At 39.7% G+C, this 25,705-nt stretch carries 24 protein-coding genes and 1 pseudogene; 17 read left to right on the top strand and 8 right to left on the bottom strand.

The annotated features are described in order from the left end of the window. The first annotated feature begins 721 nt into the window (after window positions 1-721). The 7 genes and pseudogenes from ACJAZP_RS00545 to ACJAZP_RS00575 all read left to right on the top strand — a co-directional run bounded on the left by ACJAZP_RS00545 (window position 722) and on the right by ACJAZP_RS00575 (window position 9,409). Entirely contained in the window at window positions 722-1,351 is a 630-nt protein-coding gene (locus ACJAZP_RS00545) for a hypothetical protein (protein ID WP_415228776.1), read from the top strand. A gap of 434 nt (window positions 1,352-1,785) precedes the next feature. Continuing rightward, the gene (locus tag ACJAZP_RS00550) at window positions 1,786-5,085 is read left to right on the top strand and encodes a metallophosphoesterase (RefSeq protein WP_415228777.1); all 3,300 of its coding nucleotides are present in this window, start codon (window positions 1,786-1,788) and stop codon (window positions 5,083-5,085) included. A 36-nt stretch (window positions 5,086-5,121) separates the two neighbouring features. Beyond that, entirely contained in the window at window positions 5,122-5,295 is a 174-nt protein-coding gene (locus tag ACJAZP_RS00555; protein WP_415228778.1) for a hypothetical protein, read from the top strand. Between the two features lie 594 nt (window positions 5,296-5,889). After that, a complete protein-coding gene (locus tag ACJAZP_RS00560; RefSeq protein ID WP_415228779.1) occupies window positions 5,890-6,207 on the top strand; it encodes a reverse transcriptase in 318 nt (105 codons plus the stop codon). 60 nt (window positions 6,208-6,267) lie between these two features. Further along, window positions 6,268-6,741: a reverse transcriptase domain-containing protein gene (locus ACJAZP_RS00565; protein ID WP_415228780.1), complete on the top strand. Its 474-nt coding sequence runs from the start codon at window positions 6,268-6,270 to the stop codon at window positions 6,739-6,741. A gap of 613 nt (window positions 6,742-7,354) precedes the next feature. Beyond that, window positions 7,355-8,071, top strand: coding sequence for a ZIP family metal transporter (locus tag ACJAZP_RS00570; RefSeq protein ID WP_415228781.1), 717 nt, complete (start codon window positions 7,355-7,357; stop codon window positions 8,069-8,071). Between the two features lie 221 nt (window positions 8,072-8,292). Continuing rightward, window positions 8,293-9,409, top strand: a pseudogene (locus ACJAZP_RS00575) (ISAs1 family transposase). On the opposite strand, the gene ACJAZP_RS00580 reads toward ACJAZP_RS00575, so the two are convergent. After that, window positions 9,404-9,559 (bottom strand): TetR family transcriptional regulator, encoded by a 156-nt coding sequence (locus tag ACJAZP_RS00580; protein WP_415228782.1) that lies wholly within the window; start codon window positions 9,557-9,559, stop codon window positions 9,404-9,406. The pseudogene ACJAZP_RS00575 and the gene ACJAZP_RS00580 sit on opposite strands and share 6 nt — an antisense overlap. A 189-nt stretch (window positions 9,560-9,748) precedes the next feature. On the opposite strand from ACJAZP_RS00580, the gene ACJAZP_RS00585 reads away from it, so the two are divergent. Further along, window positions 9,749-10,393, top strand: coding sequence for a cupin domain-containing protein (locus ACJAZP_RS00585; protein ID WP_415228783.1), 645 nt, complete (start codon window positions 9,749-9,751; stop codon window positions 10,391-10,393). A gap of 463 nt (window positions 10,394-10,856) precedes the next feature. Here ACJAZP_RS00585 and ACJAZP_RS00590 read toward each other — a convergent pair whose 3' ends face one another. The 3 genes from ACJAZP_RS00590 to ACJAZP_RS00600 form a co-directional block, all read right to left on the bottom strand. Beyond that, complete coding sequence (locus ACJAZP_RS00590; protein WP_415228784.1) at window positions 10,857-12,167, bottom strand: 2Fe-2S iron-sulfur cluster-binding protein; 1,311 nt, start codon at window positions 12,165-12,167, stop codon at window positions 10,857-10,859. Then, on the bottom strand, window positions 12,164-12,661 hold the full coding sequence (locus ACJAZP_RS00595) for a cytochrome b/b6 domain-containing protein (RefSeq protein ID WP_415228785.1): 498 nt from the start codon (window positions 12,659-12,661) through the stop codon (window positions 12,164-12,166). The genes ACJAZP_RS00590 and ACJAZP_RS00595 overlap by 4 nt, the downstream gene beginning before the upstream one ends. Before the next feature lie 85 nt (window positions 12,662-12,746). Further along, a complete protein-coding gene (locus ACJAZP_RS00600) occupies window positions 12,747-13,520 on the bottom strand; it encodes a glutathione S-transferase family protein (RefSeq protein ID WP_415228786.1) in 774 nt (257 codons plus the stop codon). Between the two features lie 175 nt (window positions 13,521-13,695). Here ACJAZP_RS00600 and ACJAZP_RS00605 point away from each other — a divergent pair, with 175 nt between their 5' ends. From ACJAZP_RS00605 to ACJAZP_RS00620, 4 genes are all read left to right on the top strand, one after another. Beyond that, window positions 13,696-14,118 (top strand): MarR family winged helix-turn-helix transcriptional regulator, encoded by a 423-nt coding sequence (locus tag ACJAZP_RS00605; RefSeq protein WP_415228787.1) that lies wholly within the window; start codon window positions 13,696-13,698, stop codon window positions 14,116-14,118. A gap of 544 nt (window positions 14,119-14,662) precedes the next feature. After that, a complete protein-coding gene (locus tag ACJAZP_RS00610) occupies window positions 14,663-15,439 on the top strand; it encodes a hypothetical protein (protein ID WP_415228788.1) in 777 nt (258 codons plus the stop codon). A 795-nt stretch (window positions 15,440-16,234) separates the two neighbouring features. Beyond that, the gene (locus ACJAZP_RS00615) at window positions 16,235-17,827 is read left to right on the top strand and encodes a putative bifunctional diguanylate cyclase/phosphodiesterase (RefSeq protein WP_415228789.1); all 1,593 of its coding nucleotides are present in this window, start codon (window positions 16,235-16,237) and stop codon (window positions 17,825-17,827) included. A 590-nt stretch (window positions 17,828-18,417) separates the two neighbouring features. Beyond that, complete coding sequence (locus tag ACJAZP_RS00620) at window positions 18,418-19,398, top strand: GGDEF domain-containing protein (RefSeq protein ID WP_415228790.1); 981 nt, start codon at window positions 18,418-18,420, stop codon at window positions 19,396-19,398. Window positions 19,399-19,541: 143 nt separating this feature from the next. On the opposite strand, the gene hflX is transcribed toward ACJAZP_RS00620, so the two are convergent. After that, a complete protein-coding gene (hflX, locus tag ACJAZP_RS00625; RefSeq protein ID WP_415228791.1) occupies window positions 19,542-20,885 on the bottom strand; it encodes a GTPase HflX in 1,344 nt (447 codons plus the stop codon). 248 nt (window positions 20,886-21,133) lie between these two features. On the opposite strand from hflX, the gene ACJAZP_RS00630 reads away from it, so the two are divergent. Continuing rightward, window positions 21,134-21,391: a DUF2999 family protein gene (locus tag ACJAZP_RS00630; RefSeq protein WP_415228792.1), complete on the top strand. Its 258-nt coding sequence runs from the start codon at window positions 21,134-21,136 to the stop codon at window positions 21,389-21,391. 107 nt (window positions 21,392-21,498) lie between these two features. Here ACJAZP_RS00630 and ACJAZP_RS00635 read toward each other — a convergent pair whose 3' ends face one another. The 3 genes from ACJAZP_RS00635 to ACJAZP_RS00645 all read right to left on the bottom strand — a co-directional run bounded on the left by ACJAZP_RS00635 (window position 21,499) and on the right by ACJAZP_RS00645 (window position 23,910). After that, window positions 21,499-21,915 (bottom strand): MarR family winged helix-turn-helix transcriptional regulator, encoded by a 417-nt coding sequence (locus ACJAZP_RS00635; RefSeq protein WP_415228793.1) that lies wholly within the window; start codon window positions 21,913-21,915, stop codon window positions 21,499-21,501. A gap of 82 nt (window positions 21,916-21,997) precedes the next feature. Then, the gene (gene dmeF, locus ACJAZP_RS00640) at window positions 21,998-22,909 is read right to left on the bottom strand and encodes a CDF family Co(II)/Ni(II) efflux transporter DmeF (protein WP_415228794.1); all 912 of its coding nucleotides are present in this window, start codon (window positions 22,907-22,909) and stop codon (window positions 21,998-22,000) included. Window positions 22,910-23,256: 347 nt separating this feature from the next. Beyond that, entirely contained in the window at window positions 23,257-23,910 is a 654-nt protein-coding gene (locus tag ACJAZP_RS00645; protein ID WP_415228795.1) for a Qnr family pentapeptide repeat protein, read from the bottom strand. A 402-nt stretch (window positions 23,911-24,312) separates the two neighbouring features. Here ACJAZP_RS00645 and ACJAZP_RS00650 point away from each other — a divergent pair, with 402 nt between their 5' ends. The 4 genes from ACJAZP_RS00650 (at window position 24,313) to ACJAZP_RS00665 (ending at window position 25,678) form a co-directional block, all read left to right on the top strand. After that, entirely contained in the window at window positions 24,313-24,672 is a 360-nt protein-coding gene (locus ACJAZP_RS00650; protein ID WP_415228796.1) for a DUF3024 domain-containing protein, read from the top strand. Between the two features lie 71 nt (window positions 24,673-24,743). Continuing rightward, window positions 24,744-25,274: an REP-associated tyrosine transposase gene (locus ACJAZP_RS00655; protein ID WP_415228797.1), complete on the top strand. Its 531-nt coding sequence runs from the start codon at window positions 24,744-24,746 to the stop codon at window positions 25,272-25,274. A 4-nt stretch (window positions 25,275-25,278) separates the two neighbouring features. After that, window positions 25,279-25,443, top strand: coding sequence for a hypothetical protein (locus ACJAZP_RS00660; protein ID WP_415228798.1), 165 nt, complete (start codon window positions 25,279-25,281; stop codon window positions 25,441-25,443). A gap of 97 nt (window positions 25,444-25,540) precedes the next feature. Next, window positions 25,541-25,678 (top strand): hypothetical protein, encoded by a 138-nt coding sequence (locus tag ACJAZP_RS00665; protein WP_415228799.1) that lies wholly within the window; start codon window positions 25,541-25,543, stop codon window positions 25,676-25,678. Window positions 25,679-25,705: the final 27 nt, after the last annotated feature.

The following is a 25,705-nucleotide window of genomic DNA, read 5'->3' on the forward strand; positions in this document are numbered from 1 at the left end:
CTATATTTTTTTTGTGGATATCTATAGATGTGTGACATAGATCGCAGTGGATTAGCGTGTTGCCGTTTACAGCAATACGATTGTTGCTTCCTGCACGTATTGCCTACTTTTGTACTAAAAAGACCAACACTGAAGTGAAACAGAGCCTTTACAAACAGTCGTATGGTGTCATTTTAGGGATTTTCCCAGTGATAGGTATCACCCTGCAGGTTATATTGATGGGTAGCTAAATTTAGTTTATAAATTAATAGGTTAGGATCTATCTGAAAAATGGGATAGGTGGCACGTTAACACCGATCCCAAAGTGAAAATTTACTAAATCATCACTTAAATCATCACTTAAAACATTGGTTTGTTGATGTTAATTAGATATTGTTGTGATTATTTGTCATGAGATAGGTATCGCGGCTTTTCGTGCACAGTGATGCCTATAAGCGTTAAATGTCAGAGGTGCAATTGAGAAATACTTATATATTGGTCTGCGATGAATCGGGGAAGTTAGGGTACGCTAGAAATAAACGAAACGATGACGATAATATTATTACGTTGCATGCGGGAATTTTAGTTGAAAAAGAAAAGTGGCCATCTATTTCTATTGGTTTGGAAGAAATTTATAACAAATATCATAATCAGAAAGAAGGTAAGTTTCATATAACCGATGTAAAAAATCAATGCGCTTTGAGATTAGATGTATTTAAATTCATTCAGAGTCACTCAATAAGTGACGTATACTGCTTTATATTATGATTCTTTAAGTGAGTTATATCAGCAAAATCATGTTATTAATCATGAGTTGTCACTTCATGCTCAACGCAAAGGTTACGGGGTTTCACAAAACGATACTAAGTATAAATTCTTGGCGGAAGAAAAAACATTTTTTGCTGTATACCTTCTATCGCTATGCACATGTATTCATGCCAAACAAAATAGTGTAAAAATATTGGTCTACACAGGTAAACTCAATGAAAATAATTTAGCTAAATATCAATCTAAAATAGATCACTATCACTCTCAATCAATCGATCTTAATAGTCTTTTTTATAATCGCAATACGAGAAAGAAAGAAATATTTAACCGAAAAGTTCAATCTATACCAAACGATTTTTTTGAAGAAACCGTATACAGAAGTTCAGGTCAGGTAACAATACAAAGTGAGAAAGTCACTTTTGTGGCAGATGTTATAGCTAATAGTTTACTTCATCACCTTGAACAATATGCTAGAAGTAGCGACTTTTCGGCATTGAACACTGGAGTAGCCACACAGACGCATCCTCTTTATGCAAATATGATTGCTTGCGATTATGATATTTTAGATTCGTTTTTCACTCATCCAAAACATTTAACAAGTTAATCAACTGGACTAAAAACCGCGGGCTATTTTCGCTGCGCTCAAGTCTAGCCCACAATTTTTAGCCAGTTATTAAGGCGTTGAGGCTGTAGAATAACTCGTTTTTTATAAATTTATACTTTTTAACTTGTTGTTTTAAAAATAAATTAAATTTAGAGAAATTGTGTTTTTTCTGAAAATGGAGAAATTCTACAGCCTCGTTAGCAGTCAACCTAAGTTTGTCGTTGATCTTAAAGCCCTAGTAAGAATTAACCATTTGGCTTAGTGTGTTTGGCAGCCAAGTAAAAATACAAAATCACGTGTCTTATAAGTGCTGATTAATTTAGTTAAATGCCAAAATAAAATATTTAAGATGCGCGACCAATCAATTGCGGAAAAAGAAATCAGACATACTTTATACTGACTAACGAAACGGTCAATAACAACAAGGACGATTAATGAGTAACGTCACCTGGTTACATCTTAGCGACATTCACTTTCAAGCTTCCACAGAATGGCGCGCCAATCCGGCCCGTGAAGCTTTACTGATATTTTTACAAACAAGATTTGATAACGCTCCTTCTTTAAAACCTGACTTTATCACTTGCACCGGTGATATTGCTTTTGGGGCGACTTCTCCTACAGCTTTAGATGAGCAATATAAAATTGCTGCCGATTTTTTTGACAAAATTTTAGAAGTTTGTGGTAGCGATGGTAAATCGCTTGATAAAGAGCGTTTGTTTTTGGTGCCGGGTAATCATGATATAAATCGAAAAACATTGAATAAAAGAGCCCAGCTTGCACTAACGTCAATGGCGAAAGAATCAGCCGATAATATTAATGAAATTAATCAAGATTTTGCCAGCAATAATAATGAAACCCGTGAAACCATGAAACGTTTGACGGAATACAGCAAGTTTGTTGCCAGTTATTTGCCCCATCAGCACGATGAAGAGGGTCGTTGCTTTTATACCCATGAATTAGCGGTAAATGGAACTAAAGTTGGCATAACCGGTTTTAACTCTGCTTGGTCTTGTGCGGGGAATGAAGATGATCGTCATTTATGGCTGGCAGGAGAGTGGCAATTTAATCAGGCGCAGGCGCAATTGACTGATCAGCATATTCGCATTGGATTGATCCATCATCCCATTGATTGGCTGACACAAGCCGAGCGAAAAGTAGCGACGACTCGACTGGAAAGCGGTTTTCACTTTCTATTGCACGGTCATACCCATGATGCTTGGGTCAATGAAGGAAAAAATTTAATCACGATTGGTGCCGGGGCGCTTGGGGCGCATGATGAGACAGAATTTGGTTTTAATATCACTCAGCTTGATTTAATCACAGGCAAGGGAAAAATTAACCTTTATACCTATTCGCCCCGACATAATGGCTGGATGATTGCAGCAGATCCACATCACGCCCCTGATGCTATCTGGCCTTTGACTCTTCAGCAAGAACTAATAGTAGCGCCTGTTGCAGAACCGCCAGAACCTATATATCAGCCACAGCTTAAATCTCAGGACCATCGCCCCGTCAAAAGGCAAACGTTGTTTGGTCGTGATAAGTTACTCAAACAGGCTGAAAAACATCTTAAACAGAACAATTGCCTATTGGTTTATGGGATGCGAGGCAATGGGAAATCTGTGTTTATTGATGAACTGAGTCAACACATACATTTGCAAGGTAATGAATTGCTGAGAATGCCGGTCAATGGTAGTACTAATGCCAATTTACTGTATCAGCATCTGGCGAGAATACTTGGCGATCACCGTGAAAATATCAGTGTTCCAATAGGCACAATTGCAGAGATTAAACAAACTATTGAAGGGTATAACCGCGATGAAAAAAGCTACTGCATCTGGCTCGAAAACGCCCACCAATTGTTTGAAAACGGAAGTTTTATTGATCCAGACTTACGTAAACTATTGCAGGTGTTGCGAGAATTATTACCACACTGGTATTGGATTTTTGAACTGAGAGAACGACCGGCGCAAGGCCAGATAGTTAACAGTGAAATTTTGGAAATGCCCGGTTTAGACAAAGTCACATTGGCAGAGTATTTATTAGCAAATACACCAGACAATAAAGCCCCCTGGGAGTACAAAGGGAATAAACTTAGAGGCATATATCAGTGGTTGGGTGGCGGACATGGTCAGCAAGCTCATCCACAAGCGACTCATTTATTGATTGAAGTCGCCAAAGGCTATGATGAGACACCATATCAGGTTTTGCAACGGCGACTGGAGTTTTATGAACAAGAGCTTGAAGACTTTTTGCTGGGTGATCTCTATCACAATGTATTAAATGCCCACGAACAAAAGCTGTTTTCTTGCCTGGCTTTATACCGAGTGCCAGTTCCGGCCGATCATATAGAAACACTGGAGCAAGCTATGGATTTAGACAGTGCCTGGGATGGTTTAAATTCCCGCTGTCTTCTAGCGGTAAACCATGATGAAAGCCAATACTATTTACACGGCTTTATTATAGGTTGGTTACGCCAAAATCAAGATTACACACTTGAAGAAGAAAGTTATAATGATCAGAAAGTTGGACTGAATGTATCGCAAGAAGTGATAAACAGGCAACGGGCTATTTCAGATTGCTGGGTAGCATCGGTAAAAGGCCGTAAGCGGGTCTCAATACAGAATGTTAACCGCACTAACGAAGCATTATTTCATCTGATCGCCGCTGGTGATTATCATGGATTAAATGAGGTGGCTGTAAATATGTTGGGTGCCAATGCTGAGTTTGTTTTTCAGCAAGTTTTTGGGTTATATCAGCATTTATTTAAAATTAAAGCGGCATCATCAAAGCAATGCGCACTTTTAGAGTTTCTGATTAAATTAAAACCGGAAGAGCATTATCTTTATCGATTTTTAGGGAGTAATTGGCGAAATCAAAAAGGGTGGAAAGATAATCGGGTCTTGGATAATTTCAAAAAAGCCATTGATTTATCTCCTGATAAGCCTTACAACTGGTCAAATTATGGCAAAGCATGCTTGAACCAAAATAAGGCTGATCAGCTTATAAAAGAACTAGAAAATTATGAACTAAGTGCGCCTTCGCCAGTGGGTATTGATGGTTTTGTATTGGGGTTAAAGGCTGATTGTATGGAGTCCATAGGGGATAAAGAGGGCGCTTTTGAAATTCGCCAGGAAGAAATTATTGCTGGGGCGAGTCACCCCGCCATTTACAATGGTCAGGCAAAAGCCTATTTAGAGCAAGATAAGCCATTGTTGGCGCTCGAAGTTTTAGAATTAGCAGAAAAAAATAATGCCAGTGATGAATATTCCTTAAATATAAAAAGCCATATACTGGAGCAATCTGACGATATAAATGCTGCAATGGCTTTACGACAACAACAGTTGGATAATGGGACCAAAAACTCGACATTTTATAATGACCAAGCTCAGGCTTATCTAATTCAAGGCAATCCTACAGAAGCATTGGCTGTGTTGGCTCAGGGGGATAAAAATTGCGCTGCCAATGAGTTTTTTTTAAGTATTAAGGCCAATGCACTGGATCAAAATGGACAGGCTGATATGGCTTTTGCTTTACGTCAGCAGCAGATTGATAATCGCAGCAGAAATCCTGTATTTTACAATGCGCAAGCAAATGATTATATTAAAAATGAAAAACCTGAATTAGCATTGGAGGTATTGTTGTCGGCAGAAAAAAATGATGCTGTTAATAACATTACCCAGAAAACAAAGGAGAAAGTATTACGCAGGTTACATCATATGAGTTCGCTCTAAGCACCGTAGTTGATAGTTAAACTAGTGCTGTAATTGATGAAAAACAACGGTAATGCGCTCTTATGGCGAGGCATTGAAATAAAACGTAAAACTGCTAACAAGGCCATGCAATCTGACGCCGCAACCTGTCACGCTTTATGCGTGCCGCACAAAGGTGCGCCAGCTTGCTACGCAGTTGATGGCGGCGTTAGTGCGTCAAGCGAAGCTTGATGCATCTTGCAGTGTGTAAGTCCCTGTCAGGTAAGGTTTAACCAACCACCTGTATCGAGTGTTGCGCCTATGGCGGAATTCAGGATTGGTGAAACACTTATCAGCGATTTATTCGCAACTGGAAGAACAAGATAGGTGAAGCGTACACAGAGAATCATATAGGCCATAGGGGCTGTCGTGGCCCTAAAGTGCTGGTATCGCTCCGACAAATATTAGATCTGACTGACGAGGTTTCTTCTTTTCTCAACGAAAGTGCCATTGAAGTCCAAGCAAAGCAATCGTAATTGGTGAGGTGTGGCGAGTCAGCGGCTTCCCTGAAGGTGAAAGTTAAGCTGTGGCATGTATGAAGAGATGCATTTTCCTTTTGCTCGCTGAAGGCTCTTTGAGAGATCCAAAGGTGTTCCACACGGAAGGTGGTAGGGAAGCCTAGCCAAAAGCAAGGCCAACGATGACTCTTTGGAAGTCAGATCAGCCCGTAGTGGTTTGAGCAGGGGAAAGCCTTGTACATGGCGAAGGAGCTGACAGTTCTTTTTATAAATAAAGAGGGGTTATTAAGCAGACACATAGTCCGGACAAAGTGAGGCTGGAGACACTATGACAACCACACTTGATAACATCACATTTAAAGCACGAACCCACCCCAAGCACAGGTTTCAGAATTTATATGGATTATTAAATACTGATAGCCTGTATCAAAGCTGGGGGCAACTCAACAAACAAGCCGCGCCAGGTATTGATGGCATGACCATCAGTCACTATCAGCAACGCTTGCCGGGAAATATAAACCGCTTAAGTCAGGATCTTAAACAGAAATGTTACCAAGCCAATGACATTAAGCGCATCTTTATTCCTAAATCAAACGGTAAACAACGGCCATTAGGTCTGCCTACGGTGAATGACAAACTGGTGTAACAGAGTGTTAGTCAGATTCTGCAAACTTTACTTTAAAACAGTTGGTGGGAACAAGACTTTATGCGTAACAGTTATGGTTATCGGCCTAATAAAAGCGCGCATCAAGCGGTGCACAGTCTGGGTTTAAACCTGCAATTTAAAGGGTATGGATACATTGTTGAAGCGGATATTAAAGGCTTCTTCGATAACCTTGATCACGACTGGCTGATGCAAATGCTCAAACAACGCATTGACGATCAGGCGATGCTTAATTTGATAAACCAATGGTTAAAAGCGCGGATAAAATCCCCTGACGGTGAATATACAAAGCCATCGAGTGGTAGCCCGCAAGGCGGAATTATTAGCCCAGTATTGGCTAATATATATCTTCACTATGCTTTGGATTTATGGTTTGAAAAGAAAGTAAAACCGACAATGCGCGGGCGTTGCATGATGATCCGCTACGCAGACGATTTTGTCTGTGCGTTTCAATTTTCAAAGGATGCAGAACGCTTTTATAAGGTTTTACCGAAACGATTAAAGACGTTACCTTAAAAATAAGCAATTTGAACGTAGCAGAAGATAAAACATTATTAATGCGCTTTAGCCGATTTCATGTTGGCCGAAAACGTCACTTTGTTTTTCTAGGGTTTGAATTTTATTGGGGAACCGATGCCAAGGGTAAAGCGAGGCTTAGGCGAAGAACTGCTGTTAAGAAACAGAAAGCAACGCTCAGTGAATATTACCAATGGATAAAGGCAAAACGATCATTCAAATTGCGAGAGTGGTTGCCGCAATTAAAACGAAAACTAATGGGATTTAAGAATCACTTTGGACTGCCCGATAACAGTCGTAGCTTATCGCATTTATACAACTATGTTTTGCATACACTGTACAAATGGCTGAACGGGCGAAGTGGTTGGAAAAGTTATAATTGGAGTTATTTCAAGAAGATGTTAACGTATTTTAAAATTCAGGTACCGAAAGTCAGCAAGCGAAATGTGCTGGTTGACTGGTACTAGGGCGTGTTTTACACGAGTGAATAGTTAACTGAAGAGCCGGATGCTGTTTTGTTTATAAATAATAGGGCACGTCCGGATCTGTGTGGGGTCGGTCTGGTAACAGATCGCTCTACCACGATTATTACTGACAAATATTTGAGAACTTTATGAATGACTTGGTTCAAATTGTGATTTTGACTCTAATCGCTGGACTAGCAATGCCAATTGGGGCATCGATTGCTAGTTTCGAGCGAATTCGTCCGCGCTGGCTAGAAACCGAAGTTCGTCACAGTGTAATCGCCTTTGGTGGAGGGGCACTACTAGCTGCGGTTGCCCTGGTTCTCGTCCCCGAGGGTGTACGGAGTCTATCGCCGGTTTTGATTGTTGCTTGCTTTGCAGGTGGCGGCGTCACATTCATGATGCTCGATATGCGTTTGGCTAAGAACAATACACCGCTTAGTCAGTTGGTGGCTATGTTATCCGATTTTGTGCCTGAAGCCTTGGCTCTTGGTGCGACCTTCGCTGTTTCTAACGATGCAGGGCTTCTTCTGGCTTGTATCATTACTTTGCAGAATCTGCCGGAAGGTTTCAATGCATACCGAGAAATCAAGTCATCCACGCATTATAGTCGGATACAAATCATAAGCGCCTTTACCCTAATGGCTTTGTTAGGTCCAATTGCAGGCCTCTCTGGTTACTTTGTGCTTTCGGGATATCCGCAAATTGTTTCCGGTATTATGCTATTTGCAGCAGGTGGTATCCTGTATATTATTTTTCAAGACATTGCGCCGCAGTCCAAACTGAAGAAACATTGGGCGCCTCCATTGGGCGCTGTTGCTGGTTTTTTGCTTGGTGTATTGGGTAAAGTCGCAGTTGGGGTATAACAAGGCACTGCTGTCGGACAAATTTTCCGCAGAGCGCGGCGTTGGTTTTCGCTTCTGAACATTTTATTGCAGGGCTAAATCACGTAACGCCTAAAAATCAAACAGCTAATTTTCTCAGATATAGTGATAAATATCACCGGATCATTTTCTTAATAATGATCCTGGAGAAGATCATATTTACCTGTGATCTTATACTTTTCTTTATGTGCCAGAAAGTCAAAATGAATGAATTAACCTTGTTAGAGCATATCTCAATTATCAGAGAGCCACGTCAAGAGTGGAAAATCACACATAAATTATCTGAAATTTTGTTTTTAGCAATAAGTGCAACGATAGCAGGCTCAGAAGATTGGGGTGAAATATCTGATTTTGGAGCGGATAATATAGATTGGCTGAGGAAATACTCTTATTTTGAAAATGGGATTCCATCCTATCATACGATAGCGCGTGTGTTTTCCGCGATGAATCCAAAAGAGTTCCAAAAAGCCTTTATCGGCTGGATGAATGACTACATGAAGCGACACATGGCGACATCATTGCCATAGATGGAAAACGTGTCAGAGGCTCATATAATCAATCAGATAAAAGTGATGCTATCCATATGGTCAGTGCTTTTGCTGCAGGCAATGAAGTTGTTCTTGGACAAATTAAGACAGCCCGAAAATCTAACGAAATAACGGTTATTCCTAAACTATTAAAGTTGCTGGGTATCAGAGGTTGCTTGATTACGATTGATGCGATGGGCTGTCAAACTAAAATAGCAAAGCAAGTAGTAGATGGGGGTGGAGATTACCTTTTAGCGGTAAAAGGAAACCAGCCTAAACTCTTAGCTGCAATAGACAAAGTCATTTCAATTGGTAAACTTGAATCAGCTACCGAGAACGTATTGTCGCAAACAGAAAAAGGGCAGGGTCGGAAGGAAACCGATCACCACATGATTTGACAGAACTAGGTGATATGGCATTTGAGTGGCCAGAGCTAAAAAGCTTAGGCTACATTGTTTCGTTTAGAACTGTGAAAGGTAAAACGACAGAAGCCTCTTTTCGATTTTATATTAGTTCCGCTAAATTAAGTGTTCAAGAGTTTGCGAATGCAGCTCGAGAACATTGGTCCATTGAAGTTAAGTTACATTGGAAACTTGATACTGCATTGAATGACGATGCTTGTCGAATTAGGCGAGAAAATTCCGCTGAAAATTATGCAATAGTGAGGTATACCGCGCTTAACTTATTAAATGCAGACAAAACATTTAAAGCGAGTATTAAAAGAAAACAAAAACGGGCGAATAGAAATACCGATTATATTAATCAAGTCCTTACGGGGCAAGGTGCTTCATGATTTCGCCCTGGATCCCCCGCAGACTGCCACTATTTGATCCAAAGATAGATCCTTATAGCCCCGTTCTACAAATAATTCAGTGGCTACTTCAATAATTTTAGTTCTTTTTTCTGAGTGGAATCTCGCATGTAAAAACCTAATCGTAAACAAAGTGTACTGGATAATATCATTTTAAAGTTGTTATTAATTACTTTTTGAGGATCAATAGACAACCAAATTTTTTCCCGCCTTATCAGGCAACCAGCATTAAAAGGCAATGCACATAGCATTAGTTGTTGCTATGATTGTTGGCAGTATTTTATTGTGTTTTTTAGGCAGCCATAAAAGAGAGTGAAATAGATGCTAAATATGAATTTTGATAAAAAAATGGCTATTCAAACCGATCAACAGCCTTGGGTTGCCAGTCCACATTCGGGCGTTTGGCGTAAGCCCTTAGCCCGAGAAGACGCTGAAAGAGGGCATGCAACCAGCATAGTTAAGTTTGATCCGGGGGCCAGTTTTAAAGAGCATGATCATCCATTGGGTGAAGAAATACTAGTGTTGTCAGGTATATTCTCTGATCATACTGGCGACTATCAAGCGGGCAGTTACTTTCGAAATCCGGAAGGATTTAAACACGCGCCCTTTAGCAAAGAAGGCTGTGTTATTCTGGTGAAATTACATCAGTTTCAACCCGGTGATAATGAGCATGTGGTTATCAATACCCAAAAAACAGCCTGGTTACCCGGAATAGGTGGTTTGCAGGTGATGCCTCTGCACCATTATAAAGGCGAATCTACAGCGCTGGTTAAATGGCCTGCAGGAGAGCATTTTCAAGCGCACCGCCATTTTGGGGGTGAAGAAATATTTGTTATCAGTGGTGAGTTTATTGATGAGTATGGTCGTTATCCCCAAGGAACCTGGCTTCGCAGTCCGCACCTAAGTGAGCACTGTCCTTATGTTGAACAAGAAACCGTTATTTTGGTGAAAGTAGGGCACTTATAAACACTGTTACCAAGCAACACCTGTCAGCTTGGTAACTCTTTAATTATTGTGTTGTACGCCTTTAAGCGGTATCGACAAGCTCTATACCAAGGCTGTAATACCAAAAGCATTAAATTTATGATCAATTGCTTCAAAGGAAAAATTTAAGCTCGCAAATCTGTCGGTATGATTTTGAATAGTAAATCAGATCACTTTATAAATGCATTTGATATGGTGTTATCGGTAGGGTGCATTCTATGCACCGCGGGCAGCGAAAATCGGTGCATAGAATGCACCCTACGAGCTATGCGTTTGTTGTCATGGTTGGTGCTAGTTGGCGCTCAAGTAAGACAGCCATTAAATTTAGGATCAATTTTGAATAGTAAATCAGATCACTTTATTAATGCGTTTGGTATAAACAAACAAAAAATGGCTTTTTATCTTTTTTAAGAAGATGGCAGGCGTGTCATTAGCCGCTGCTCGTTCACACCAACATAACTTCAACATCACTGCGGATGTGCGTACTGCATGCCAGAACATAACCTTGGCTTAGATCATCCTCAGTAAGTCCATTTTTACTATTACCTTGTACCTCTCCTTTTATAACTTTGCATTTGCAGGCGCCGCAAACACCAGAACGACAATCCTGGTTGATCGGTACATTCAACTCCTCAAGCGCATCAAGCAAAGTCATAAAGCCATCAACTTCAATCGATTGAGCATAATCAGGAACACTAACGGTAAATAGACTTGTACTTTGGCTACCTTCACTACAATCCTGTAATTGACCGAAACTCTCTTTATGGAAGTAGTTCATATCAAAATCACGGCTTTCCAGACATTCTTGTAAAATGCTCATAAAAGGTCCTGGCCCGCAAGTGAATACGGCACGCTTAGTTAAATCAGGTACCAGTTCATCGAACAATATTTTGTTAAGTAACCCGGTTCTATAACCAGCGCTAGGTTGCTCAGACAATACGATACTTAAGGTCATGTTTTCGTAGTGCTTGGCGAGTCTCTCTAGCTCTTTCCCGAAAATAAGATCATCGACAGTGCGTGCAAAATAGATAAATTGGATATTAGACTGAGCGCTCATATCCAGTAAATAACGGGTCATTGACATTTGCGGCGTAATGCCACTTCCCGCGCTGATAAACAAATAATGTTCATCTGTTTTGCATTCTGATAAGTTAAATTGACCTGTTGGGGATATTGCCTGAATCAACATATTGGGCAGAAATTGATCCACCAGATAATTAGAAATCAGCCCGCCTTGCACACGTTTAACCGTAATAGCCCAAGTTGTTGGACGTGAAGGGGGCGATGAAAGTGAGTATGCCCTGCGATAAATTTTTTGATTAATATTTACCAGCAGAAGAATATGTTGCCCCGAAATATAATTAACAGCAGGCGCCTTGAATATGAAGGTTACCGTATCATGAGTCTCATCAATTCTTTCAATACATTGCAGGGTGATAGGTGAGGGTGAAAGAGTAGGCTTCTGATTAGTCATCATAGATTTGCTATGACGATGGTTAGCAATAAATTCAATGATTCGCATAACAGCTAAACACAACAGAGCGGGTATCAGAGTCAGTACTGCGACCTTTACAAAGGGTAAAATCGTCATCATTAGCGCAGACAGATCCGGTTTATCGTGAACCTGCACAGGTTGAGTATTGATTGTCGCCGCCCACTCGCTCATTGATAATGTCCATAAAATCATGCAGATAATAAAAGATACTAGAAAAATGATAGCACTGCGTTTTTTCCACTGGTTAGTAATATGTTTCATTGTTCAGTCCTGGGATCTTTTTGTTTACTGAATATTTTGATACTAAGGCTCTTGATCCACTTCCAGTGCATGGCTAAGTGAATACCTAACATAGGCATCAGCAGGTTACTGAATAAATCATGGATTTCTGCCCAGAAAGGTTGAATGTCTAACTGGACACCCAACTGCGCTAATAATGCTTCCGATATTAAAAATCCACTCAGAATAACGATTAACATCGCGATATAGAAAATCAAATCCCATAATAGATTAAACCGAGCTTGACCTTTAAACGCTCTCAAATTGGTCATAAGATGCTTTGGCAGAGATATGATCCAATCCCAATGCAGCAGCAGATGAATAACAAAAGGGACAATAAATAAAAGGCTTAGCCATTCATGCAATAGGATCCCTGTAATATTGGGCAGACAAAGTAAAATAAACCCGACAAGAAGAAGACTATCCATCAGATAGCGAGTGACCGCTAAATTATTTTTCCAACTTTTTTGAATCATTTTTTCACCATAAATATAAACAGCAGGGTATAGATGTTAACTATTACTTATTCGGGCTAAGTGCCCGAATAACGCAATCGATATTTTAGTTTTTCATTTCCGGCAGCCAAGCCAAAACACCTTGTTTAAAGCTCGGACGCTGGATAATCGTATTTTTCCATTTTTCCAAATTCGGATAGTTTTCAAATGGATAATTTGCAGCTTTGAGGACGACTAGCTGTGGGATCCAGGTAATATCAGCCAAAGAGAAATTATCTTCGACTAGCCAATTATGGTCTTTTAGCCGCTCGTTCATTTTTTCGAAACAGTCATCAATAACAGCGGTGGCTATCTTCAAATCTTCTTTTGTCAAACCCTGAGCGGAATTAAAGCGTTCATGAAACGCCAGTAAAGCTGTATCAAAAGTTTGATTCTGGCGATACTCAGCCATCTGCTCGACTGTTCTTTTCATATTTTCACTTGCACGTCCAATATTGCCATACATGTAAGTTTTAATGGAAAGGTGATTATCTCTTGCTAAATACATCCAGTAGTAGAGCAATTTCTGGCCTTCTTTCGACACGGGCCGAAGTGAACCAGGCATAAATTTTTTATCCAAGTAATCAATAATGTCAGCAGAGTCGATAATAACGACGCCATCATCGATCAAGGTTGGAACAACAGCATTGGGGTTGATACCAATGTATTCCTTAGTTAGATTCTCGCCCTTTGAAAGGTCGATAGGATGACTGGTCCAATCCAGACCTTTCTCTTGCAGAGCGATTCTGACTCGCATTGCACAATTAGAAAACCCAGTATGATAGAGGTGCAGACCCTTAAAGCTTTCCACTGATTTATTGGTTGGTTTGATAATTCCCATCTTCTCTACCCCATAATATGAACATATACCAGCAACATGAAGGTATTCAGTTTGTTGGTTGACTTTACTGCTATACTGTTAAGCCTTCTTTACATCACAACACTTAGTTGACAATGTTAACTATACTCATGTGGTTGATATTGTCAATCAATTCAAAATTAAAAAAGATTCCTTAATGAATAATTTAACCAGTAAGTATTTGTTTACTTTGATACAAAGCTATCGCACCGAGATGCGTAGAGCGATCGATGCAAAATCATTAAATATCAATGCTATGCATGTCCATTGTTTAAGGATTATTGCACAAATACCAATCTGTACAGCAAATGATATTGTCCAGGGATTAGGCCGCGATAAATCACAAATATCAATATTAATCAAAGATATGCTTAGCAAAGGATGGATTGAAAGAAAACCGAATGAAGCCGACAAACGCAGTAAGCTGTTAGTGCTGACAGAATCAGGACGTGATCTGATTGATAAAGTTCATCAGGAAGATATTGTGATCAGTAAACGGATGCAACAGGGACTGTCGAAAGAGGAACTAGCAACCTTTGAAGCGGTCATTCAAAGCATGATTAATAATCTCAATGAATAGTGCTATCAATTAGCGCTATTTTAAATTTTAAGGTGATTGGAAATCATTAAGATGGAGTAAGGCAGGTAATGTCTTCCGAATCGATTAAGTCATAGTGTTTACCTTAATCACAACAGACTAACTTGGCCTACCATACAATTTAAACCGTTCTAATACGATCTGATACAAGAAGATAACTGTGCGTTTTTTAGCGTTTATAACCTTGCTGCGCTTACACAATGACGCCTGTATGCCACTCGCCTCTACTTTTTATTCCTGAATCTCAATTTACTCAAGCCAGACCGGGCGATAGACGGGGGCGCCACAACCGTCTTTCTGTTTCGATAATATAGTCTTTTAAAAAGCTATTTATAAGTCACAAACCGGCTTAGCAATTTTGTACTTACTTATTCCTCATTATTTTCAGACAATTAAACTCGACAACAACTACTAAATTACCTGTACATACACTACAGTTAAAGCACACTCAGCCCGATAAAGTGTATTAAATCAGTGACTAAATTTACTGACCATGACAAAAATGAATTAAAAGGGAGTTTTAATCATGCCAACTTATGCATTTTATTTACTTAAATTTTTTGCTTTAACGCTAACATGCCTAACTATTTCAGCTTGCGGTGGAGGAGATAGTTCAGATACACCAACCGAGCCGGACTTCTTTGCTGAGGGGATATATATCGGCTCCACTGAAACAAACGGAGTTGAATCCGGTATGGTTGCCGTTATAGGTGCGGATGGAACGTTTGAGTCTGCGGATATTTATTATAGATTTGTATCTTATGGTGTTTTGAATGCCTCCAGTCAAAATCAAGCTAGTGGTACCATCACATTATTAGCTGCCCCGGGTGGCAATTGGAGTAATGGTGAGGAATCCATTCTGGTAGACTTCGAGATAACTCAATCCTCTACCGATAACTCAATTACGGGTAGCACCTCGTATCAAAACGGAACTCCAGCTCTTTTTTCTTTACAAAGTCTTCAACAACAGTATGACAATCCGCCTTCGGACTTTGGGATTGTTGCCGGAACATATCTTGCTGAAATGAATAGCCTTAATATTACTCTCTCCATTGATGATCAAGGCCTAATAACGGGCTCTGATACAGATAACTGTAATTATTCCGCACAGCTACAGCAAGCCGTGAACGGAAAAAATCTCTATAATTTAACGGTAAGCGTTACCGTCTGTGATTCCAAAAATGGCGATTACGAAGGACAAGGTTTCTTTATTGAATCTTCTAATTTATCCACTTATTTTGCCCTTATTGCCCACGTTGATAACAATGGTGTTGGTGGTCTATTCACTTTTCAAAATAGATAGGAATATAAGTTTTAATGGCCAAGTTAACTTGGCCATTAATTTTCCGGTCATCTGGACTCTGCCTTTATTAATAATGCCCGTCACTAAAATTTGATTCTGAATCAAAATCCCCGCTTAAAAATGTCATAAATTTTACACTTTCAGCATTCGCTTTGATGGTGTGGACTTTGCTGGCCTGGGTTTTCGCGGCGTAAAAAAATATCAAATAGCCTTTTTAAATTTCTATTTAAACTAAATCACTGCATACCTGTCTTTTTGTACCTAATTAAGATCCTATTAAAGGTTTTTTACAAAAAAAACATCAAATTCTGCTCTGTTTCGATCAGTGCCTGATAATTTATGACACTCCTCTTTTATAGATTCCCAAGAGTGTCACAGTTACAACCTGAATAGGATCTTTTACATTGCATTTTAAACGAGGATAAAACATACTGAAATTGATAAAAGTCAATAAAACAAAGAACTTAGTGATAAAAAATGCCTATTTATAAAAAATAAATCACTTAATAATACCAGCAATAACTTTTGATTTTCATAAAAAATAAAGCACCAAGTAATGAATAAATTCGAGTCTTAATTTACTTTCTCTGCTATCGGCAGATTAATTTTAAGGGGCAGTATAATGCTATTACTGCATAGTCCACACAAAGTAACGTAGGAACCGATTTTTTTATAAGCGCTCAGGATCAGATATTGCTTTTTGCTAACAAAAAGTTCAAATCCGAATCTGAAAAAAGTCCATTTAATTAAATTTCACTGCAAGATTATTATATTATATGGGATAAATTAACGAATATGACAGAATTTCTAATTGTAGCAGGTGTGATTTTTTTACTGGCCAGCCTTAAACCGACTTTGTTTATCTGCCGACAGGATAATAGTGTAGGTTGGAGAATTTTAATGGCTTTGATTATCTTGTTTAGTTTCGGTTATCTGCTTGTTCTGTCTTTTTTATACCATAGTCCAACGGTCACTTTTGTTGAAAAAAGCCTATCTATCATTCTCTTTGGAGGGGCCATTTTTGTGCTAATGGTGGTTAGATTAAGCGTAAAAAGTCTTAAAAAAATGCAGTATTCTTCCCATCAGGAAAAATATAATGCACTTCATGACTCACTAACAGGACTTGCTAACCGCCAACATTTTTTAGCGGTAGTCAACAAAAAAAGCGAGCTGGCAAAACCTTTTTCGGTTTTTGTTTTAGATATTAATGGCTTCAAAAAGATAAATGATATGCTCGGACATAGCAGTGCCGATCAGGTTCTGATAAAAACAGCTGCGGTTATTAAAAGAAAACTACCTGAAGGGTGTTTTATTGCGCGAGCCGGCGGCGATCAATTCATGCTAATATCTGATGCAGTCACAGATAACGATATTAACAAGTTAATGGACAGCATCCATTCGACCTTACAAGACCCTTTTTGCATCAACAGCTATAACCTTAAAATCAGTCTTTCGATCGGTGGCGCGCTCTTCTCCCAAAATTGCACTGACGTTCCCCTTTTATTACAGCATGCCGATGCAGCAGTAAGTGCAGCAAAAAAGAAACAGCTCAAATATATAATTTATAATAAAAATTTAGAGAATGATGCTCAGTCTTATCTTGAAATATTAAGTAAGTTACACTGCGCTTTGGAGAAAAAAAAGTTCGAGGTGCATTACCAACCACTTATTAATGTTAAAAAAACACATGTTTATCACTTTGAAGCGCTGATTCGCTGGCCGATGGCAGAAGGGGGCTTTATTCCCCCTGATAAATTTATTCCCATTGCAGAGCAGAACCACTTAAGCAAATGGATAACGCTTTTTGTCTTAAATGCTATTTGTACACATTTTCAGGTACTTAAAAAAGCCGGTATTGAAGCCTGCATCCATCTTAATTTATCCGCACTGGATCTGCAGGATGACTACCTTTCAATAGAGCTTGATGAACTGATTAAACACAGCCGGATTTTACCCCAGCAGTTGGTTTTAGAGGTGACTGAAACAGCAGCGATAAATGATCTGGCGACCACTAAAGCGGTACTGCAAAGGCTCTCTCTGCAGGGGTTTTTAATCAGTCTTGATGATTTTGGTACAGGGTTCTCTTCTCTTTCCATGCTGCTAGAGCTGCCTATCAATCAGATTAAAATTGACCGCTCCTTTGTGATATTGATGCAGCAAGAGCAAAATAAGCATTCAATTGTTAAATCGCTTATTTTTCTGGCACACCAGTTAAACTGTACGGTGGTCGCTGAAGGTGTTGAAACAAAAGAGCTTGCAGATGAATTAATTTATTTAAAATGTGATTATTTACAAGGCTACTATTACAGTAAAGCATTACCTATTGGCTCACTGATTAGTTATTGTCAGCAGCAGACAGTTAACAAATGCGCGGCTATATTAAATTAATAGCAAAGGAATTAATGAAGTGATCAAGTATTGCGAAGGAAAAATCAGCATTAACAAGGCGAGAGTTGCATTCGAGCGTTGTTCTCACTTCACAAAAATCGTATGGAACGATTTTGAACAGCTTTAGCTGACCACAAAGAGTGTAAGAATGGGATGTTCTGAATAAAATTCACAACGCGGTTAAGGGTAATTTTAACCAGCAAGGGTGATTACCTTTTTAGTTCTTTTAGTATAACGTGCCGGAGAAATGCACTTTAACCCTCTAACCTGAAACGGTAACTGGTTTTTGATTACTCAGCCTGATTAATTTTTAGCGATTTTCTTAATCAGATTGCGCAGCTGCTTTCTTCTAATAGCGAGCCTTGTCCAATATCAGACCGCTTGAATGCGAATGTGTTTTTGTTCAACTTCAGAAATACAATATGTCAGTCTACTTAACCGACAAACGCCTTATAGCTAGTATTTACCTTGATATTTATGCTATAAACAGTAACTAGCTAAATGCTTAAGCCTTGAGTGATGCTCTTATGGTTATATGCCTGACGCTGAAAATACACAGCTAAAGATTGTGTACAAGGACGTTCAAATTTATGAGCTTAACCCCTCTGGAAACACATATTCAAGCGCTAAACCGCTATCTTAATTTCCACAAAGTCTGCTGGTGGATTATTGATATTGAAAATGCTACCGATGTCTTTTATTGCAATGATTATATGGCCGATGTTTTTAACCTTGATAAATCTTTATCCTGTCATTCGGTCTCTAATACCTGTCCTATTGCTGGTGATTATCTTAAAAATGTTGAGCTGAAATCATCTCAACAGGCAAAATTAATACTGTCTCAATATCAGGACTTACTCAACCAAAAAATAGCAGAGTATAAGAATTATTTCCCCTATTTTGATCAAAGAACAAATATTACTTATTACTTTACAAGCCGGGCTAAGATACTTGAACTTAACGATAAAGGGGAGACCGTCATTATTTATGGCGTTATTGAAGATACCAGCACAATCGAACGACAGCATCAAACCATAAAAATGCAAAATAAAATGTTCAAAGAACTAAGTGAGACGGATGCATTAACAGGGTTAAGTAACAAACGTTTTTTTATGGAATTATTTGAGTTCAACTTTGATAAAGCGCAACGGGAGCAGACTGAGCTCGCGGTGTTGATGATAGATATCGACTATTTTAAGTCGTATAACGATTATTATGGTCACATGGAAGGCGATCAAGGTTTAAAGAAGGTTGCTGATATTATTAAAAACTCCCTATCCAGAAAAACCGATGTTGTCGCAAGATTTGGCGGAGAGGAATTTATTATCTTTTTTACCGGGGTGAGTGCGCAGGAGACATTAAAGCTGGCCAACTTGATAAAAAAGAATGTTGAGTTAGCTAAAATTACGCATCCAAATTCAGCTATCTCTGATTATATTACGGTGAGTATTGGCGCTTATATGAAAATTCCATCACTTGATGATCATGCCGGAGATAAATTTATTAAATATGCCGATAAAAATTTATATAAAGCGAAATTATTGGGGCGTAACAGAAGCGTTATTAATTAAGTCCGTAATATCACCCTCATAAATGAATGGCTTTGATATTATTACCCTCAGTACATTTTCCCGCTAGCCTATTTTTGCGCAATATTCAGCCGATCACTTTGAGCCTAAACCACCTGACTTAGCAGGCGGGTTAAGCTGTACTATTAAAAAGAGCTTTGCAGCATTTTATGCAGTCGCTCCAGGGCAACCGGCGTCGCTTTTAGCGTTATACGCATACCATCCTCATGATATTGCTCATCTATCACCTGCATTTTGCTGTGAATTTCGCCCATGACGCCACTGGCTGTGTAGGGGATATGAAAACACGCGGGGCACATTTTCTTTTCCAGAAAATCTTGAATTTCCCGATGCACTAAGGCGATATCCTCTTTGTTACGGCTACTGATTTGCAGCGCATCAGGGTATTGCTCCAGCAGCTCTAATTGCCGCTCTTCACTGATACAATCGACCTTATTCAGCAATAATAGTTTATTAGCGGAATCGACATTTAATTCCGCTAATACATGATCAACAACGGCTAATTGAGAGGTAAAGTTTTCATCGGAGGCATCCACCACATAAAGCAATAAATCCGCATCTTTTGCTTCTTCTAGGGTTGAATGAAATGACGCCACTAAATCATGGGGCAGCTTTTTGATAAAACCCACGGTGTCTGAGATTAAAATTCGCGGCTGTGTCGGCGGTTGCAGAGTACGTACCGTGGTATCTAATGTCGCAAAAAGTTTATCTTCAACTAACACTTCCGAGTCGGTCAGGGCGCGCATTAAAGATGATTTACCGGCATTGGTATAACCCACTAAGGCCACACACAACTGCTCGACGCGACTGCTGCGTCTGCCCTGCATCTCTTCCTGCAGTTTTTTCAGCTCACGTTTGAGGTCGGCTATTTTATCGCGAATACGGCGACTGTTAATTTCAAAGGCGCTTTCACCTATCCAACTGCCTTTTTGACGCTCGCGATCGCCACTGTTTTCATCACGTAATCTGGGCGTTAAGTAATTAAGTCGTGCTATTTCTACCTGCAGCTTAGCGGTTCGAGTGCGTGCATGTTTACTGAATATTTCGATAATCACGCGGGTCCGATCGTAAACCTCTACGCCTAATGCGGCTTCAACATGGCGTATTTGATTGGGGCTCAGTTCGCAATCAAAGACCGCCACATTTGCCTGTTCTTGAATATCGCCTGAGGCTAATAATGCGCTTAATTCATCCTGGTCAAAGTCTAACTGCGGTTGATCGTTTTGTGACTGCTCAGACTCACTGGTTAATGCGGCTAATTCTTCCAGTTTACCGGAGCCTAATACTGAAAGCTGTTTGGTCGATCTTTGTCGTTGCGTTTTAGTCGCAACGACAGAAAATCCTAAGGTGTTCACTAAACGGCCTAATTCTGCTAATGATTCGTCCACTTCCTGCAGACTAACATCAGGGGTGCGAATAGAAATTAATAGGGCGCGGGTGACAGATTTTTCTGTTGTTGGAATCGTCATATTGCTGCTCATTGCTTAAAGTAATATAAGCTTCATTCTACGCATTTGTGCGGCGCTTATATACCCATTTTATAGTGCGCGACTAAAGCTTAGTGTCCTAGCTGCTTTAGCGCTATTTTAGTTGTTTTCTAAGTTCGAATATAAGCAGGTACTGATTGCCGTGAGACAAATTATAATAACGGGATATTATCGCAATCATTGTCAGAATAAGGTAAATTGTGGCGCATACCTATTAAAGAGAAATGCTCATGAACCCAATTATTCAAACCTTAAAAGATCACAATGTTGATGATCAGAAAATCGCCGAAGTATTTGAAGCTTTAACACAAAATCCCTTAGCTGCAATGGCCACCATTCAAAGCTTGGGTATTCCTGAAGATAAATTGAAACCGATGCTGATGATGGTAATGACCAACCCGAATTTGATCAAAGAGGCCGTTGAAGAGTTAAATTTAGATTTTTCAAAAGTAGAAGCTGCCAAAGCGACACTGCAAGAGAGCAAATAAGCGCTTATAAAAACTAAAAAACCTCAATACAATGTTGAGGTTTTTTAAAGTCGATTTTCTTACTTCTTTTTAATATCCTGCCTTCTCCAACCTTTCGAAGATATCAGCTAAAATTCAGTGTTCATTTTTAACAGACACTTGAGCAGTATCGCGCGTTCATTTTCATCTAAATTAGCAGTAATATCCTGAGTCAGGGTGAGGTGAAGGTCATCGTGTTCACGGTAAAAGCTCTGTCCCGTGTCCGTTAAGTCAACCAGGATAGAACGCCTGTCCGAGTGGTGCGGGCGTCGCTCAATAAATCCGGCATTCACCAGCTTATCTACCTGCACCGTGAGCGTGCCCGTGGTTATCCCCAATCTGCTCGCGAGTTCTTTCATGCGCATTGCTCCGTGGCTACCCAATACTTCAATAGTGTGAGTTTGCGCAAGTGAAAAGTGTTTGTCTCTTACAACGGACTGCTCCCACGAAGAAAATTTATCGTAAAATTCGATGATAGAATGGTTCAGCTTTTCAATCTCTTTCATTCATTTCTCCGGGTGATTGCTGTGCGTTAGCGCAGGAAAAGCGGGGACTAAATCCACTTGAAAATAATAATGAGCTGGCAATTTAATGTTTCTCTGTGCAGTGGTTTACCTCAATGGTGAGGTGATCAATTTTATCAAATTTATCCAGTAATTGCTTGTAATGCTCAACCGGTTTTGGATCGTGGGTCACCAAAGAAATCATTGCGGCGTAATTATCTGCACTGACCTTCCAAATATGGATATCACTGACTTGATTGTCATCATCCATTTCCAGAGTGCTGATTATTTGATTTTGATATTCAGGTTCAATACTGGCGTCCATCAAAATAGGACCGGTTTGTTTGATCAGGCCAATAGCCCATTTAGTAATGATCACTGAGCCCACAATACCCATCACAGCATCAACCCAGCTCAAGCCCCAATATTTTCCGGCAAGCAGCGCAAAGATTGCCAGCAGTGACGTAAATGCATCGGCTAAAACATGAAAATAGGCGGCTTTCAGGTTGTGATCGTGGTGATGAGCATGACCATCATGGTGATGATCTTCTTTGAGTAAAAATACACTGAAAATATTAACCAACAGGCCAATCACGGCAACCAATATAGCTTCATTAAATTGAATTACCTGCGGTGACATTAAGCGGTGAACAGATTCACCGATCATGATCAGAGCAACCAAACCCAAGGCGATGGCACTGCTGAATCCCCCCAGCACACTGGCTTTGCCGGTACCGAAAGTAAAAGATGCGTTATTGGCATTTTTACGTGCATATTGATAGGCAAAAATGGTGATCATAAACGCCACAGCGTGCGTGCCCATATGCCAGCCGTCTGCCAACAAAGCCATCGATCCGTAAATTGTGCCGGCAATAATCTCTACGACCATGGTAATGACTGTGAGAACAAGAACGTAATAGGCGCTTCGTTCACCTTTACGGTTCTGGCGGCTGAAATCATGGCTTTGCTGCCATTTATTGATGCTGTGATTATTCATTAAGTTTGCCCGTTTGCTTTGATTGTCAAATAAGATTTATTTTATATAGTTTGATAGTCAATGTAAATGACAGTGGGCATTATATTTCTACTCAAATCACCTGGGAATAAAGATTTAGAATATTGCTCAATGTCAGAACAAGGCAATAGCCCGTAGCTACCAGCGGTGCATAGAATGCACCCTACCAATAAAATAGTCCGTAGCGTGCAACGCTGCTGCGGTGCATAAAATGATCTCTACCAATAACATAACCCGTAGTGTGCGCTCCGCGCACCGCTTGCCTGTGGAGCATTAGATGATATCTACCAATAATATAACCCGTAGAATGCTTACCGATTGCCTCTGCTTTAACTCGGTAAAACCACAATGCCCAGTGATTCTAATAATTGTTCCTGCTGCCAGTCGCAGATTTTTACTCCGTTTAAGTTTACTCGGCGCGGATCCAAACCGTATAATTCACAGTAGGTTAAATCACAATACTGCATATCAAACTGCTGCCAGCTGTCGGCTGAAAATTCGCCACGGCTTAAATCAGAACCTTTAAAAGAAGCCAATTGTAAATTAGCGCCATTCCAGCGGTTTTCAAATAAATCACACTTTTCAATGCACTGCCTTTCGAAGTTGCTATAAGACAAATTGCAGCCCGTGATATAAACCGAGCAAAAATAACTTTGCTGCGAGATATGATTTACAAAGCTGGTTTTTAAGAAACTGGCTCCCTGCAAGTCACATTCTCTAAACTCTGCACCAAAACCATTGGCACCTTGAAAGTTAGCCATGCCGAGCTTGCACTGTTTGAAACTGGCATCACGTAAATCAGCATAATTAAATTGGCAGCCGATACTGTCTCCGGTTTCAATAAATTGACAATTGATAAATTTTGCATCCCTTAAATCTGCACGGCTAAAATCACAATGGTAAAAATGGCAGTTTTCAAATATTGAATCTTGTAAGGATTGTTGTGAAAAGTCATGCTCACGAAAGGTTTGGTTGTGGCTCATTTGTCTTCTCCAAATTAATTATCCGGCAAATATAACACCGCAAAACAGCAAAGATCCAATTTATTAACTTCTTTAAAATCAACCCTTTAAAAACCCTCTAAATCGCGATTCTAAGGCACTAAAGAGACATTCTCAGGAACTTTAGGTGAACATAACTAAGCAACGTCCTATAAAATACTTTAGTTATTTAACGGATTAACTCGTTCCCACGCTCCGCGTGGTAATGCACAGTAGATAATGTAAGCTGTTATGTACCCAAGCGAAGCATCAGAAATGTTAGCCAGAAGCATTCCCACGCAGAGCATGGGAACGAGGGAAAACTAAAAGCTCGCTAAAACAGAAACCTACGGACCGTTGTACTTACAGCGAATTTTTAATCTAACTTTTTATTATAGGTGCATGATGGCGTTTACAGAAACGGAAAAAAATGAGTATGAGCATTTGGTCTCTAACTTGATTGAAAATCGGAGAAGGCAAGCGATTGAGAATGGTTTTGATCTGGGTTATCTATTTAATAATCAAAGTATCGAGTTATTTGAAATTCATCCTAGTAGCCATCATAAACAAGGTTTCTTTCATTCCTCAGTTGCAAAAATTACATTTATTAGAACAACTAAAATATGGAAAATATCCTGGATGAGAGGCAGCTTAGAATGGAAAGGTTATAGAATAAACTCAAAAATTAATAAACTCAGTGAAGCATTGTTTATTGTTAATGAAGATCCAGACGGTTGTTTTTGGAAGTTGTCATCGGCTAAATAACCGTAATTCGTTCCCACGCTCTGCGTGGAAATGCAGAGTAGTTGAAGCAGGCGTAAAGAGAGGAATAGAGTATGGGACGTAGTCGTTATAAAATTACTCAAGCCGATGCAACGCATTTTGTGACTTTAACGGTACTGCATTGGATACCTGTTTTTACGCGGCCGCAGACAGTTGATATTTTGCTTGAATCTTTACGTTTTTTAATGGGAGAGGGATTAAAAGTTCATGCCTATGTGATTTTGGAAAATCATTTGCATTTGATTCTGCAAAGCCCGCAGCTTGATAAAGATATGGCTCGCTTTAAGTCGTTTACAGCAAGAAAATTATTGGCTTATCTTGAACAACACCAGGTTAAAACGATTTTAGAACAACTTGAATTTTATAAAAAAGCACATAAAACGGATCGCCAATATCAGTTTTGGCAAGAAGGCATTCACCCTGAGTTGATCCAAAACGAGGCGATGATGTTGCAGAAAATTGAATATATTCATCATAACCCCGTTAAACGAGGTTATGTTGATCAAGCTGTGCATTGGCGTTACTCCAGTGCGCGAAATTATGAAGGCGAAGTTGGGCTAATCGATATAGACAAATGTTGGTAGCCAGATGCATTCCCACGCGGAGCATGGGAACGAGAATCCTGAGTTGATCCAAAATGAGGCGATGATGTTGCAGAAAATTGAATATATTCATCATAACCCCGTTAAACGAGGTTATGTTGATCAAGCGGTGCATTGGCGTTACTCCAGTGCGCGAAATTATGAAGGCTAAGTTGGGATGAACGATATAGATAAATACTGGTAGCCAGAGGCATTCCCACGCGGAGCATGGGAACGAGAATTCTGAGTTGATCCAAAATGAGGCGATGATGTTAGAGAAAATTGAATATATTTATCAGAATCCCGTTAAACGAGGTTATGTTGATCAAGCGGTGCATTGGCGTTACTCCAGTGCGCGAAATTATGAAGGCGAAGTTGGGCTGAACGATATAGATAAATACTGGTAGCCAGAGGCATTCCCACGCGGAGCATGG

It is taken from the genome of Psychromonas sp., from assembly GCF_047632955.1.
GTDB lineage: Bacteria > Pseudomonadota > Gammaproteobacteria > Enterobacterales > Psychromonadaceae > Psychromonas.

Bases quoted from the DNA above. Each gene is read 5' to 3' on its own strand.
- ACJAZP_RS00590 (WP_415228784.1), bottom strand. From the start codon at position 12,167: ATGAAACATATTACTAACCAGTGGAAAAAACGCAGTGCTATCATTTTT.
- ACJAZP_RS00550 (WP_415228777.1), top strand. From the start codon at position 1,786: ATGAGTAACGTCACCTGGTTACATCTTAGCGACATTCACTTTCAAGCT.
- ACJAZP_RS00615 (WP_415228789.1), top strand. From the start codon at position 16,235: ATGACAGAATTTCTAATTGTAGCAGGTGTGATTTTTTTACTGGCCAGC.
- ACJAZP_RS00610 (WP_415228788.1), top strand. From the start codon at position 14,663: ATGCCAACTTATGCATTTTATTTACTTAAATTTTTTGCTTTAACGCTA.
- ACJAZP_RS00605 (WP_415228787.1), top strand. From the start codon at position 13,696: ATGAATAATTTAACCAGTAAGTATTTGTTTACTTTGATACAAAGCTAT.
- ACJAZP_RS00565 (WP_415228780.1), top strand. From the start codon at position 6,268: ATGCGTAACAGTTATGGTTATCGGCCTAATAAAAGCGCGCATCAAGCG.
- ACJAZP_RS00650 (WP_415228796.1), top strand. From the start codon at position 24,313: ATGGCGTTTACAGAAACGGAAAAAAATGAGTATGAGCATTTGGTCTCT.
- ACJAZP_RS00660 (WP_415228798.1), top strand. From the start codon at position 25,279: ATGCATTCCCACGCGGAGCATGGGAACGAGAATCCTGAGTTGATCCAA.
- ACJAZP_RS00630 (WP_415228792.1), top strand. From the start codon at position 21,134: ATGAACCCAATTATTCAAACCTTAAAAGATCACAATGTTGATGATCAG.
- ACJAZP_RS00620 (WP_415228790.1), top strand. From the start codon at position 18,418: ATGAGCTTAACCCCTCTGGAAACACATATTCAAGCGCTAAACCGCTAT.
- dmeF (WP_415228794.1), bottom strand. From the start codon at position 22,909: ATGAATAATCACAGCATCAATAAATGGCAGCAAAGCCATGATTTCAGC.
- hflX (WP_415228791.1), bottom strand. From the start codon at position 20,885: ATGACGATTCCAACAACAGAAAAATCTGTCACCCGCGCCCTATTAATT.
- ACJAZP_RS00645 (WP_415228795.1), bottom strand. From the start codon at position 23,910: ATGAGCCACAACCAAACCTTTCGTGAGCATGACTTTTCACAACAATCC.
- ACJAZP_RS00595 (WP_415228785.1), bottom strand. From the start codon at position 12,661: ATGATTCAAAAAAGTTGGAAAAATAATTTAGCGGTCACTCGCTATCTG.
- ACJAZP_RS00570 (WP_415228781.1), top strand. From the start codon at position 7,355: ATGAATGACTTGGTTCAAATTGTGATTTTGACTCTAATCGCTGGACTA.
- ACJAZP_RS00560 (WP_415228779.1), top strand. From the start codon at position 5,890: ATGACAACCACACTTGATAACATCACATTTAAAGCACGAACCCACCCC.
- ACJAZP_RS00555 (WP_415228778.1), top strand. From the start codon at position 5,122: ATGAAAAACAACGGTAATGCGCTCTTATGGCGAGGCATTGAAATAAAA.
- ACJAZP_RS00665 (WP_415228799.1), top strand. From the start codon at position 25,541: ATGTTAGAGAAAATTGAATATATTTATCAGAATCCCGTTAAACGAGGT.
- ACJAZP_RS00655 (WP_415228797.1), top strand. From the start codon at position 24,744: ATGGGACGTAGTCGTTATAAAATTACTCAAGCCGATGCAACGCATTTT.
- ACJAZP_RS00635 (WP_415228793.1), bottom strand. From the start codon at position 21,915: ATGAAAGAGATTGAAAAGCTGAACCATTCTATCATCGAATTTTACGAT.
- ACJAZP_RS00585 (WP_415228783.1), top strand. From the start codon at position 9,749: ATGCTAAATATGAATTTTGATAAAAAAATGGCTATTCAAACCGATCAA.
- ACJAZP_RS00600 (WP_415228786.1), bottom strand. From the start codon at position 13,520: ATGGGAATTATCAAACCAACCAATAAATCAGTGGAAAGCTTTAAGGGT.